The sequence below is a fragment of the Klebsiella sp. D-Nf1 genome (assembly GCF_002810515.1).
Lineage (GTDB): Bacteria > Pseudomonadota > Gammaproteobacteria > Enterobacterales > Enterobacteriaceae > Klebsiella > Klebsiella variicola.
The window spans coordinates 421,461-433,872 of record NZ_PIOK01000002.1; the positions used below are offsets into that span (position 1 = coordinate 421,461).

Consider the following 12,412-nt stretch of genomic DNA (forward strand, 5'->3'; position numbering starts at 1 on the left):
GGAGACTTTTGTTATTGTCAATGCACTTTTTTATCGTCGAAGGAGTCTGATGCTAAAAAAGGTAAATATGAAAAATATGTTTTATTTATAACAAAAAATTAACTGAGGGGTTTTATCATGATTTCTGCGAGTACCCTGAACTCAGAACTCATCAATAAAATCGCACAGGATTTTGCGCAAGCCACCAGTCTGGCGGTTGTGGTCGTCAATATTCACGGTGATGAGATTTCTGAACTGTTTAATTTCACGCCGTTTTGCCAACTCATGCGTCAGCACCCGGAGCACAGTGGACGCTGTCGCATGAGCGACCGCTGCGGCGGGCTGGAAGCCTCGAAAAATGACCAGTTGTGTATCTACCGCTGTCACGCGGGGTTAACCGATTTTTCCATCCCGCTGGTGATCGCCGGCCACCTCGTTGGCTTCGTGCTATGCGGCCAGGTGCGTCTGAGCAATGATATTGAACTGGTTGATATTCTGAACGTGGATGACCGCTGGCAGGACGATCCGGCGCTGGTCCAGGCGTTTCGCGATGTGCCTGAAATGGACTATTCGCGGGTTATCGCTTCGGCGGATCTGCTGAAGCTGATCGTCGAGAATTGCCTGAAAAAACAGCTCAACTTTGTGGTTATCAAAGATAACCCGCCGCAGAACGACCCGGCGCAGGCCAGCCGGGCGGCCTCGCCGCACGATGGCAAAATGAAGAAGGCGCTGCGCTATATCGACGCGCATCTCTCCGATGAGCTGCGTCTGGAGGACGTGGCGGCGCATGTCTATCTCAGCCCGTACTACTTCAGCAAACTGTTTAAAAAGTATCAGGGGATCGGCTTTAACGCCTGGGTCAATCAGCAGCGGATGGCGAGCGCAAAAGAGCTTCTATGCCACAGCGACTGGAGCATTGCCAGCATCGCGCGGAATTTAGGTTTTTCGCAAACCAGCTATTTTTGTAAAGTGTTTCGCCAGACCTATCAGGTAACGCCGCAGGCATTTCGTCAGCAAATTAATGCCGGATCACAAACTGAGTCTTTTTAAATGACAATATTTTGCTATTGCCGATTTTTGATATCCCGGAGTATCTTCATCATTATAAAATGAAAAAAACGACAGTAGAGCAATAAATTGTCATAGCGCAACAAAATAGTGATATTCGAGGGATAAACTACACCAGTTTTTATTTTTGTGATGGGATAGAGTGTCCGTTAATACGAGACTGATGAATATCACAACACCGCTTCACCTCGCTGATGTCATTTTGCAGGTGATGAGACGGTAAAAGTAAGCTTGAAACATTAACCGCGGATGCATGGCGCATCGGCGAATACAACCGACAGGTTCGACACCAGTTTGGTGTCAGGGAAGGGGGTGTAAATCCCCCGCAGCCCCCGCTGCTGTGATGCTGACGACCCCGCAAAAACCACTGATCGAAAGATTGGGAAGGGCGGGCGAGAACGAGGCTAAGCCAGAAGACCTGCCTGCCGGTAACTGACCAACAACTTCGGTGGGAAGTGGGTGGCTTAGCGGTGCGTGGTTGCAGGACCAGGCATGCGCGCAGCTATACCCCGACCACCTGAACAGGACAGGGTATGGCAACCAGGCGTGCGTTTATTCTTGCGGGTACCGGCAGCGGTTGTGGCAAAACCACCGTTACGCTTGGCCTGCTCAGCTTGCTCCAACAGCGCGGTTTGCGGGTGCAACCCTGTAAAGTGGGGCCAGACTACCTGGACACCGCCTGGCATACCGCCATCAGCGGCATCGCCTCCCGCAATCTCGACAGCTTTATGCTTCCCGCCCCGATACTCAACGCGCTGTTTGCTGAACAACTGCAGCAGGCCGACATCGCGGTTATCGAAGGGGTGATGGGCCTGTATGACGGCTACGGCACCGACCCCAACTACTGCAGCAGCGCGGCGATGGCTAAACAGCTTGGCTGCCCGGTGATTTTGCTGGTGGATGGCAAAGCGGTGTCGACCTCTATCGCCGCCACGGTGATGGGCTTTCAACACTTTGATCCGGCCCTCAACATTGCTGGCGTTATCGTCAATCGGGTTAACAGCGACGCGCACTTCCAGCTGCTGAAAAGCGCCATTGAGCGCTACTGTCAGGTGCCAGTGCTCGGCTATGTGCCGCGCGTGGAAGGCGTGGCGCTGCCCGAACGGCATCTGGGGCTGGTGACCGCCCGCGAGTCGGTGGTCAATCAGCAGGCATGGCGGGATTTTGCCAGCCTGCTGGGGCGCACCCTCGACATAGACCGGCTACTGGCCCTCAGCGAACTGGCCGCCATGCCGGCCGGCGAGTGGGGGGAACAGCTTGCCGCCGACGCCGGCGAAGGACTGACGCTGGCCCTCGCCGACGATGAGGCCTTCAATTTTTATTACCCCGATAACCTGGCGCTGCTGGCGCGCTGCGGCGTGAAGATGGTGCGCTTTAGCCCGCTGCGCGATCGCCAGCTGCCGGCCTGCCAGATGATCTGGCTCGGCGGCGGCTACCCGGAGCTGCATGCGGCCGGGCTGTCCGCCAACCATGAGATGCTGGCGCAGCTTCGCGCGGCGCACCGGCGCGGGGTGGCGATCTACGCCGAGTGCGGCGGCCTGATGTATCTGGGCACGACCCTGGAAGTCACCGGCGGCGAGCGCTACGCCATGGCGGATATTATTCCTGGACACAGCCGAATGGGGACGCGTCTGACCCGGTTCGGCTACTGCGAAGCGCAGGCGCAGCAGCAGACGCTGCTGGCCGCTCCTGGCGAGTGGCTGCGCGGTCATGAATTTCATTACTCCGATTTTTCTCCCGCCACCCCTGCCGTACTGGCCTGCCGTAAACAGCGAGACGGTAAGACGCTCCAGCAGTGGCCGGGAGGATGGCAGTCCGGTAGCGCCTTTGCCAGCTATCTCCATGTCCACTTTGCCCAGCGCCCCACCATGCTCAACCACTGGCTGCGAGCGGCAAGGAGGGCGCAATGACCCTTCTCGCCTGGTGTGTGGCCTGGATACTTGATGTCGTCATTGGCGATCCGCCGCACTGGCCGCATCCGGTGCGCTGGATAGGTCGCCTGATCACCGTCAGCCAACGTGTAGTGCGGCGCGTCTGCCATAGCGACCGGGCGCTGCGCATCGGCGGCGGAGTGATGTGGCTGGTGGTGACCGGCCTGACGTGGGGCGTGGCCTGGGGCGTACTGGCGCTGGCGCACGGGCTCCATCCCTGGCTCGGATGGCTGGTGGAGGTGTGGATGATCTTCACCGCGCTGGCGGGGCGCTGCCTGGCGCAGTCGGCGATGGCGGTGGCCCGGCCGCTGCAGGCCGGGGATCTCGCCGAAAGCCGGCATAAGCTCTCCTGGATTGTCGGGCGCGACACCTCTCAGCTCCAGCCAGCGCAGATCAACCGTGCGGTGGTGGAGACCGTGGCGGAAAACACGGTGGATGGCATTATCGCGCCGCTCTTTTTCCTGCTGCTGGGCGGCGCGCCGCTGGCCATGGCCTATAAAGCGGTCAACACCCTTGATTCCATGGTCGGCTATAAACACGAAAAATATCGGGCGATCGGCATGGTCAGCGCCCGTCTTGACGATGTGGCCAACTTCCTTCCCGCCCGGCTGAGCTGGCTGCTGCTCAGCCTTGCCGCAGTGCTATGCCGGGAAGATGGCGCCCGGGCGCTGCGGACCGGCTGGCGCGATCGCTATCAGCACAGCAGTCCTAACTGCGCCTGGCCGGAAGCGACCGTCGCCGGCGCGCTGGGGATCCGCCTTGGCGGCCCGAACGATTACTTCGGCCAGCGCGTTGAAAAGCCCTGGATAGGCGACGCCGTCCGCGACATCGCGGTGGACGATATTTCCCGAACCATTCGATTAATGTGGGTGGCGTCAACCCTGGCGCTGGCGCTATTTATCGGCGTGCGCTACTGGCTGGTCGGCGCGGCCTGAGGAGAACCTGATGCAGTACATCCAACAACCGCAGGCGATCGAGGCGAAAAGCTTCGACATCATCAGCGAGATCATCGCTGAAACGCGCCCGGACTACCGTTTTGCCAGCCCACTGCACGAGGCGATTATCAAGCGGGTGATCCACACCACCGCTGACTTCGACTGGCTGGATATTCTGTGGTTTTCTCCGGATGCCCTGATCGCGCTGAGCGAGGCGTTGAGCCGGCCCTGCACGCTGTATACCGATACCACCATGGCGTTGTCCGGGATCAACAAAACCCTGCTGGCCCGCTTTGGCGGCGAATGCCGTTGCTATATCAGCGACCCGCGGGTGGTGCGCGAGGCGCAAAGCCGGGGGATGACCCGTTCGATGGCGGCGGTGGATATTGCTGTGCAGGAGCCAGGGGAGAAAGTGTTCGTCTTCGGCAATGCGCCAACCGCGCTGTTTCGCCTGCTGGAACATCGCGAGACGGCCATCGGCGGCGTGGTGGGGGTACCGGTCGGGTTCGTCGGCGCGGCGGAGTCGAAAGCGGCGCTCAGCGAGAGTGGCCTGCCGGCTATCGCCGCGCTCGGCCGCAAAGGAGGAAGCAACGTGGCGGCAGCGATTGTGAACGCTCTGCTTTACCACCTGCGGGAGGCGCAATGAGCGACCAGACCTTTGACGCTCCGGTGTGGCATCACGGCAAAGCGCTGCGCAAGGGCTACACCACCGGCTCCTGCGCCACGGCGGCGGCAAAAGTGGCGGCGCTGATGGTGATGCGCCAGCATCTGATCCATCAGGTCTCGATCGTCACCCCCTCCGGCGTCACCCTGTGCCTGAACGTTGAGTCCCCGCACGTCGAAGGGCAGCAGGCGGTCGCCGCGATCCGTAAAGACGGCGGCGATGATGTCGACGCCACCCACGGCATGCTGATTTTTGCCCGGGTGACCCTCAATGACAGCGGAGAGATTAGCCTGCAGGGCGGCGAGGGCATCGGCACGGTGACCCGCAAAGGGATCGGTCTGCCGACAGGTAGCCCGGCGATAAACCGCACTCCGCGGCACACCATCGAGACCGCTGTGCGCGAAGCGATTGGCCCTTCCCGCGGCGCGCAGGTGGAGATCTTTGCCCCGGAAGGCGTACTTCGCGCGCAAAAAACCTATAACGCGCGGCTGGGGATCCTCGGCGGGATCTCGATTATCGGCACCACCGGGATCGTCACCCCAATGTCGGAAGAGAGCTGGAAGCGTTCGCTCTCCCTCGAGCTGGAGATAAAACGCGTCGCCGGGCTGGATCGCGTGGTGTTGGTGCCGGGTAACCACGGCGAGCGCTTTGTCCGCGAGCAGATGGGGATCGACCCGCAGGTGGTCGTCACCATGAGCAACTTCGTCGGCTACATGATTGAAGAGGCGGTCCGGCTCGGTTTCCGCCAGATTGTGCTCATCGGCCACCCCGGCAAACTGATCAAAATCGCCGCTGGGATCTTTCATACCCACAGCCATATCGCCGATGCGCGGATGGAAACCCTCGTCGCCCATCTGGCGCTGCTTGGCGCGCCGCTGCCGCTGCTGACGCTGGTCAGCGAGTGCGATACCACCGAAGCGGCAATGGAGCATATCGACGCCTGGGGATACCAGCGCCTCTATAACCATCTGGCTGAGCGTATCTGCCAGCGCGTTCTTGAGATGCTGCGCTTCACTCAGCAACCGCCCACCTGCGACGCGGTTCTGTTTTCTTTTGATAACCAGGTGCTGGGCAGCAGCCGTCCGCTGGAGGCGATTGCCCGGGAGCTGGCATGTTGACGGTCGTGGGGATGGGCCCGGCGGGGTTGCAGTGGCTGACCCCGGCCGCGCGCGAGGCGATCGCCGCCGCCGAGGCGCTGGTGGGCGGCAGCCGCCATCTCCAGCAGTTTCCCGCCTTCGCCGGGGAGCGCTTTGCGCTGGGGGCTGATATTCCGGCGCTGCTGGCGTGGATCGAGGCCCGCGCCGGGCGCCACGTCGTGGTGCTGGCCTCCGGCGATCCGCTGTTCTATGGCATTGGCACCCGGCTGATTGCCCACTTTGGCCGGGAACGGGTGCAGGTGATCCCCGGCATCAGCGCGGTGCAGTACCTCTGCGCCCGGGCGGGCATCGACATGAACGACATGTGGCTGACCAGCAGCCATGGCCGGGAGGTGAGCGTCGATGCGCTGGCCGCCCACCAGAAAGTCGCCATGGTGACCGACGGCCGCTGCGGGCCGCGGGAGATTGCCGCCCAACTGACGGCCCGCGGCAAAGGCCATCGCTGGATGGTGATTGGCGAGAATCTGGCGATGGAAAACGAGCGGATCCACTGGCTGCCGGTCAGCGCCGTGGAGGACGAATATGAGATGAATGCGGTGGTGATCCTCGATGAAAGATGAGCTGTTTTTGCGCGGCGCCCAGGTGCCGATGACCAAAGAGGCCGTGCGCGCGCTGGCGCTGGCGAAGCTGGAGCTGCACCGGGCGCGCCACTTGATTGATATCGGCGCGGGCACCGGCAGCGTCAGCATTGAGGCTGCCCTGCAGAACCCGGCGCTGCGGGTGACGGCGATTGAGCGTCAGGCCGACGCGCTGCGCCTGCTGGCGGACAACCGGCAGCGCTTTGGCTGCGACAATATCGCTATCGTGGCGGGCGTCGCGCCGCTGGCGGTCGCTGACAAAGCCGACGCGATCTTTATGGGCGGCAGCGGCGGCCACCTGACGGCGCTGATCGACTGGTCGCTGGTGCAGCTGCATCCCGGCGGCCGGCTGGTGATGACCTTTATTTTGCAGGAAAACCTTCATAGCGCCCTGGCGCATCTGCGGCAGTGCGGCATCCGCGAGGTGGACTGCCAGCAACTGGCGGTCTCCACGCTGGCCACGCTGGGCAGCGGCCACTATTTCAAACCCCATAATCCCGTTTTTGTCATCGCCTGTCAGAAGGAAGAAAACCATGGCTGAGACTTTTGATCCCCATTGCGTGTGGTTCGTCGGCGCCGGTCCTGGCGATCGCGAACTGATTACTCTCAAAGGATACCGTCTGCTGCAGCAGGCGCAGGTGGTGATCTACGCCGGGTCGCTGATCAACACTGAGCTGCTGGCCTACTGTCCGCCACAGGCGGAGTGCCACGATAGCGCCGCGCTGCATCTGGAGCAGATCCTCGACCTGATGGAGGCGGGGGTGAAGGCGGGAAAAACGGTGGTGCGTCTGCAGACGGGCGATGTTTCGCTGTACGGCTCGGTGCGCGAGCAAGGCGAAGAGTTGACCCGCCGCGGGATCCGCTGGCAGGTGGTGCCGGGCGTCAGCGCCTTCCTCGGCGCGGCGGCCGAGCTGGGGGTGGAGTACACGGTGCCCGAGGTATCGCAAAGTCTGATTATTACCCGTCTGGAAGGGCGCACGCCGGTTCCCGCGCGCGAACAGCTGGAGGCCTTTGCCAGTCATCAAACCTCCATGGCGATTTACCTGTCGGTGCAGCGTATTCACCGGGTGGCGGAGCGGCTGGTGGAGGGCGGCTACCCCGCGACCACCCCGGTCGCGGTGATCTACAAGGCCACCTGGCCGGAAAGCCAGACCGTCCGCGGTACCCTCGCGGACATCGGCGACAAAGTACGCGACGCCGGGATCCGCAAAACGGCGCTGATCCTGGTCGGTCCCTTCCTTGGCGATGAGTATCACTACTCAAAACTGTACGCAGCGGATTTTAGCCATGAATACCGTAAAGCCTGAATCCATTGCCCTGTTTTGCCTGACGCCCGGCGGCGTGCGGCTGGCAAAACGGCTGGCGGCCATGCTGCCGCTCACCTGCTACACCAGCGAAGCGCTGCAGGAGGAGGGGTTTATCCCCTTCAATGGCGGCTTTGCCAGCGCAGCCCGCGAGGCATTCAGCAGCTTCTCGGCGCTGATTTTTATCGGCGCCACCGGGATTGCCGTGCGGGTGCTGGCCCCGCTGGTGAATGACAAGTTCAGCGACCCGGCGGTGGTGGTGATTGATGAGCGCGCCCGGCACGTCATCAGCCTGCTCTCCGGCCATGCCGGGGGGGCGAATGCGCTGACCCGCTATCTCGCCGGGATGCTCGATGCCGATCCGGTGATCACCACAGCGACTGACGTTAACGAGCTGGCCGCCCTCGACACGCTGGCCTTCCAGTTGAACGCCCGGATGACCGATTTTCGCGCGGCGGTGAAAACCATCAACCAGATGCTGGTGAGCGGCAAGCGGGTGGGGCTGTGGTACGACGACGAATTCACCGAGGCGCTAAGCCGGTGCGACCAACGCGGCTTTATCCCGGTAAGCGACCTGGCGCGCTTGCCGGCGCTCGACGCGCTGATCTGCGTCACCCTGCGCCGGTCGCTGCCGCCGCTGCCGGTACCTCACTGGAAGCTGGTGCCCCAGCGGGTGGTGGCGGGGATCGGCTGTCGGCGCGACACCCCCTGTTCCTTGCTCTGTACGCTGCTGGATCGCCAGCTTGCCGCTCAGCGTCTTGACCCGCTGGCGCTGAAAGCGATTGGCAGCGTGAGCCTGAAGGCAAACGAGCCGGGGTTGCGCCAGTTGGCTCACCGCTGCCGGGTGCCGTTCGAAACCTTCAGCGCCGAGGCGCTGCGCGAGCACGAGCACCGCTTTCCAGCCTCGTCTTTTGTCCGGGAGACGGTCGGTGTCGGCAGCGTCTCCGGCCCGGTGGCCTGGCTGCTGAGTCAGGGAAACCTGTCCGGCGAAACCCTGCGCGAGCAGGGCGTGACCATTACTTTGGGAGTAACACATTGATGTTAAGCGTAATCGGAATTGGCCCTGGCTCGCAGGCGATGATGACCATGGAAGCCGTGGAGGCCCTGCAGGCGGCAGAGATTGTGGTGGGCTACAAGACTTACACCCACCTGGTAAAAGCCTTTACCGGCGACAAGCAGGTGATCAAAACCGGCATGTGCAAAGAGATTGAACGCTGTCAGGCGGCCATTGAGCTGGCGCAGGCCGGGCATAACGTTGCGCTTATCAGCAGCGGCGACGCCGGCATCTACGGCATGGCGGGGCTGGTGCTGGAGCTGGTCAATAAGCAGCAGCTGGACATTGAGGTCCGCCTGATCCCGGGGATGACGGCCAGTATCGCCGCCGCCTCGCTGCTCGGCGCGCCGCTGATGCATGATTTCTGCCATATCAGCCTCAGCGATCTGCTGACGCCGTGGCCAGTGATTGAAAAACGCATAGTCGCCGCAGGGGAAGCGGACTTCGTTATCTGTTTTTACAACCCTCGCAGCCGCGGCCGCGAAGGGCATCTGGCGCGCGCCTTTGCGCTGCTGGCGGCCAGCAAAAGCCCGGATACGCCGGTCGGCGTAGTCAAATCCGCCGGGCGCAAAAAGCAGGAGAAATGGCTGACCACCCTCGGGGAGATGGATTTTGCCCCGGTGGATATGACCAGTCTGGTCATCGTCGGCAACAAAGCGACTTACATCGACAACAGTCTGATGATCACCCCGCGAGGCTACACGCTGTGAACCACGGCGACGTGCTGGTTATCGGGGGCACCACCGATGCGCGGGCAATCTGCCAGCAGCTGGACGCCGCTGGCGTGCGCTACACCCTGTCGGTGGCGACCCCCACCGGCGAGCGGCTGGCCGGCGATATCCGCGGGCGGATACGCTGCGGGCGCATGGAGTGGCAGCAGATGGCTGAGTGGCTGAGGGCGCAGCGCACCCGCTGGGTGATCGATGCCTCTCACCCCTACGCCGAGGTGGTCAGCCAGAATATTGTGCGCGCCTGCGCCAGCGTTGGGGTCCTGCTAAGCCGTTATCAAAGGCCGGAGCAACTGAGCGATCTGCGCCATCCGTTACTTCACGTGGTCGGCGACCTGAACGAGGCCTGCGCGGTGGCTCGTCGCCTCGGTGAGCGGATCCTGCTGACCACCGGCAGCAAAGATCTGGCGGCCTGGCGGGCGGGACTGGCGGAGAAAACGCTGCTCGCCCGGGTGCTGCCGGTGCCGGAGGTGGTTCAGCACTGTAGCGATCTGGGGTTTGGCGTCGGGGAGATCTTTGCCCTCTGCGGGCCGTTCAGCGCCGAATTTAACGCCGCCTTTTATCGCCAGTGCCGGGCTGATGTTGTGGTCACGAAAGCCTCGGGCGCGGAAGGGGGCTATCAGGAAAAAGTACAACCCTGTCTTGATGCGGGGATCCCCTGCATCGTCATTACCCGCCCGGCGCCGCTGGTGAAGGGCGATGAATTACTGGAAAGCCAGGCCGATTTCGCTGCGCGGCTGACGCGCTGGCTGTCGGCGACTTGAGGAACAGGATATGAAAAAAGCACTTCTGGTGGTGAGCTTCGGCACCAGCTATCACGACACCCGCGAGAAGAACATTACCGCCTGCGAGCGCGATCTGGCCGCCAGCTGCCCGGACCGCACGCTGTTCCGCGCCTTCACCTCGGGGATGATTATTCGCAAACTGCGGCAGCGCGACGGTATCCATATCGATACCCCGCTGCAGGCCCTGCAAAAGCTGGTCGAGCAGGGGTATCAGGATGTGGCGATCCAGTCCCTGCACATTATCAACGGCGACGAGTACGAGAAGATCGTTCGCGAAGTGCAGAGCATGCGCCCGCACTTTCAGCGTCTGACGCTGGGCGTGCCGCTGCTGAGCGGGCATAGCGATTATGTTCAGCTGATGCAGGCCCTGCGCCAGCAGATGCCGCCGCTGGCGGCGACGGAGCGAGTGGTGTTTATGGGGCACGGCGCCAGCCACCACGCTTTCGCGGCCTACGCTTGTCTGGATCATATGATGGCGGTGCAGGGTTTTCCGGCGCGGGTGGGGGCGGTGGAAAGCTATCCCGAAGTGGACATCGTGATTAACGAACTCTCCCGGCAGGGCGTGACCGGCGTGCATCTGATGCCCCTGATGCTGGTGGCCGGCGATCATGCCATTAATGATATGGCCTCCGACGAAGACGATTCGTGGAAAACCCGCTTCAATGCCGCCGGCATCCCCGCCACGCCGTGGCTGAACGGGTTAGGGGAGAATCCGGCGGTGCGGGCGATGTTTGTTGCCCATCTGCAGCAGGCGCTGAACGACGCGATGGAGAAAGCAGCATGAGCGGCAAACTCTACGCCCTGAGCACCGGGCCGGGGGCGGCCGATCTGATCACCGTGCGTGCGGCGCGGATCCTCGGCCAGCTGGATGTGCTGTATGCGCCAGCCGGCCGCAAAGGCGGCGACAGCCTGGCCCTCTCCATCGTGCGCGAGTACCTTGGCGCACACACGGAGGTCCGCTGCTGCCATTTTCCGATGAGCGCCGACAGCGCGGAAAAAGAGGCGGTGTGGAACGGCGTTGCCGCGGCGCTGGCCCAGGAGGTGGTGGCGGGCAGGCAGGTCGGATTTATCACCCTCGGCGACGCCATGTTGTTCAGCACCTGGGTCTTTCTGCTGCAGCGGATTGGCTGCCCGGACTGGCTGGAGATTGTCCCTGGCGTTACCTCCTTCGCCGCCATTGCCGCGCGGGCGAAAACCCCGCTGGCTATGGAACAGCAGTCGCTGGCGGTGATCTCCTGCACCGCGCCGGAAGCGGACATTGCCGCGGCGCTGCGCCAGCATGACAGTCTGGTGCTGATGAAAGTCTACGGCCGCTTCGCCCGCATTAAGGCGCTGCTGGCGCAGGCGGGGCTGCTGGATGCGGCGCTGATGATGTCAGAGGCCACCCTGCCGGGCGAGCAGTGCTGGCGCCGTCTGCGCGAGGTCAGCGATGACCAGCCGCTGCCCTATTTCTCGACCATCCTGGTTAACAAACAGTGGGAGGAGGCGTAATGAATCAGGTGAAATCGCTGAAGCAGCTTTCGTACGGGGGGCTGGCAGCGGCTGTTCTGCTGATCATCGTCCCGCAGGAGGCGTTCGCCATGCATATCATGGAGGGCTTTTTGCCGCCGATGTGGGCGCTGGCGTGGTGGCTGCTGTTTTTACCCTGCCTGTGGTACGGCCTGGTGCGCCTGCGGCGTATCGTCCAGGAGGAGAGCAATCAGAAGGTGCTGCTGGCCCTCTGCGGGGCGTTTATTTTTGTTCTTTCGGCGCTGAAGATCCCGTCGGTGACCGGCAGCTGTTCGCACCCGACCGGCGTCGGTCTGGCGGTGATCCTCTTCGGGCCGGGTGTGGTGGCGGTGCTGGGGGCGATCGTTCTGCTGTTCCAGGCGTTACTGCTGGCGCATGGCGGCCTGACCACTCTTGGCGCCAACGGGATGTCGATGGCGGTGATCGGCCCGATGGTCGGCTATCTGGTGTGGAAGCTGGCCTGCCGGGCGGGGATCCGGCGCGATGTCGGGGTCTTTCTCTGCGCGATGCTGGCGGATCTGATGACCTACTTTGTCACCTCCGTCCAGCTCGGCGTGGCCTTTCCCGATCCGGCCACCGGGGCAGGCGGATCGATCGTCAAGTTTATGGGGATCTTCTGCCTGACGCAGATCCCGATCGCCATCGCGGAAGGATTGCTTACCGTGATGATCTACGATCAACTGACCAAACGGCGGCTGATCGCCGCGGAGGGACATTAAT

General features: G+C 62.4%; 14 protein-coding genes and 1 riboswitch. All 14 genes read left to right on the plus strand.

Going from position 1 to position 12,412, the window contains the following annotated elements; all coding sequences use genetic code 11:
* Positions 1-117 precede the first annotated feature (117 nt).
* The 14 genes from pocR (at position 118) to cbiM (ending at position 12,411) form a co-directional block, all read left to right on the plus strand.
* Positions 118-1,029 carry a transcriptional regulator PocR gene (gene pocR, locus CWM54_RS12050; protein ID WP_032736359.1) on the plus strand — a complete coding sequence of 304 codons (912 nt, stop codon included), beginning with the start codon at positions 118-120 and terminating at the stop codon, positions 1,027-1,029.
* 280 nt (positions 1,030-1,309) lie between these two features.
* Positions 1,310-1,488: riboswitch (cobalamin riboswitch) on the plus strand.
* 92 nt (positions 1,489-1,580) lie between these two features.
* Positions 1,581-2,957 carry a cobyrinate a,c-diamide synthase gene (locus CWM54_RS12055; RefSeq protein ID WP_100697225.1) on the plus strand — a complete coding sequence of 459 codons (1,377 nt, stop codon included), beginning with the start codon at positions 1,581-1,583 and terminating at the stop codon, positions 2,955-2,957.
* A complete protein-coding gene (cbiB, locus tag CWM54_RS12060; RefSeq protein WP_100697227.1) occupies positions 2,954-3,913 on the plus strand; it encodes an adenosylcobinamide-phosphate synthase CbiB in 960 nt (319 codons plus the stop codon). The genes CWM54_RS12055 and cbiB overlap by 4 nt, the downstream gene beginning before the upstream one ends.
* Before the next feature lie 10 nt (positions 3,914-3,923).
* The gene (locus CWM54_RS12065; RefSeq protein WP_002915711.1) at positions 3,924-4,559 is read left to right on the plus strand and encodes a cobalt-precorrin-8 methylmutase; all 636 of its coding nucleotides are present in this window, start codon (positions 3,924-3,926) and stop codon (positions 4,557-4,559) included.
* Positions 4,556-5,695: a cobalt-precorrin-5B (C(1))-methyltransferase CbiD gene (gene cbiD / locus CWM54_RS12070; protein ID WP_100697229.1), complete on the plus strand. Its 1,140-nt coding sequence runs from the start codon at positions 4,556-4,558 to the stop codon at positions 5,693-5,695. The genes CWM54_RS12065 and cbiD overlap by 4 nt, the downstream gene beginning before the upstream one ends.
* The gene (locus CWM54_RS12075; RefSeq protein ID WP_100697231.1) at positions 5,689-6,294 is read left to right on the plus strand and encodes a cobalt-precorrin-7 (C(5))-methyltransferase; all 606 of its coding nucleotides are present in this window, start codon (positions 5,689-5,691) and stop codon (positions 6,292-6,294) included. Before cbiD ends, CWM54_RS12075 begins: the two co-directional genes overlap by 7 nt.
* Entirely contained in the window at positions 6,284-6,853 is a 570-nt protein-coding gene (locus CWM54_RS12080) for a decarboxylating cobalt-precorrin-6B (C(15))-methyltransferase (protein ID WP_100697233.1), read from the plus strand. The genes CWM54_RS12075 and CWM54_RS12080 overlap by 11 nt, the downstream gene beginning before the upstream one ends.
* Complete coding sequence (locus CWM54_RS12085) at positions 6,846-7,619, plus strand: cobalt-precorrin-4 methyltransferase (RefSeq protein ID WP_004149602.1); 774 nt, start codon at positions 6,846-6,848, stop codon at positions 7,617-7,619. The genes CWM54_RS12080 and CWM54_RS12085 overlap by 8 nt, the downstream gene beginning before the upstream one ends.
* Positions 7,600-8,655, plus strand: a complete 1,056-nt coding sequence (gene cbiG / locus CWM54_RS12090; protein ID WP_100697235.1) for a cobalt-precorrin 5A hydrolase — start codon at positions 7,600-7,602, stop codon at positions 8,653-8,655. The genes CWM54_RS12085 and cbiG overlap by 20 nt, the downstream gene beginning before the upstream one ends.
* The gene (locus tag CWM54_RS12095; RefSeq protein WP_061153452.1) at positions 8,655-9,380 is read left to right on the plus strand and encodes a precorrin-3B C(17)-methyltransferase; all 726 of its coding nucleotides are present in this window, start codon (positions 8,655-8,657) and stop codon (positions 9,378-9,380) included. Before cbiG ends, CWM54_RS12095 begins: the two co-directional genes overlap by 1 nt.
* The gene (locus CWM54_RS12100; RefSeq protein WP_100697237.1) at positions 9,377-10,162 is read left to right on the plus strand and encodes a cobalt-precorrin-6A reductase; all 786 of its coding nucleotides are present in this window, start codon (positions 9,377-9,379) and stop codon (positions 10,160-10,162) included. The genes CWM54_RS12095 and CWM54_RS12100 overlap by 4 nt, the downstream gene beginning before the upstream one ends.
* A gap of 10 nt (positions 10,163-10,172) precedes the next feature.
* Positions 10,173-10,967, plus strand: a complete 795-nt coding sequence (gene cbiK / locus CWM54_RS12105) for a sirohydrochlorin cobaltochelatase (RefSeq protein ID WP_100697239.1) — start codon at positions 10,173-10,175, stop codon at positions 10,965-10,967.
* Positions 10,964-11,674, plus strand: coding sequence for a cobalt-factor II C(20)-methyltransferase (locus CWM54_RS12110; protein ID WP_100697241.1), 711 nt, complete (start codon positions 10,964-10,966; stop codon positions 11,672-11,674). The genes cbiK and CWM54_RS12110 overlap by 4 nt, the downstream gene beginning before the upstream one ends.
* Positions 11,674-12,411, plus strand: coding sequence for a cobalt ECF transporter S component CbiM (gene cbiM / locus CWM54_RS12115; protein WP_061153455.1), 738 nt, complete (start codon positions 11,674-11,676; stop codon positions 12,409-12,411). The genes CWM54_RS12110 and cbiM overlap by 1 nt, the downstream gene beginning before the upstream one ends.
* Position 12,412: the final 1 nt, after the last annotated feature.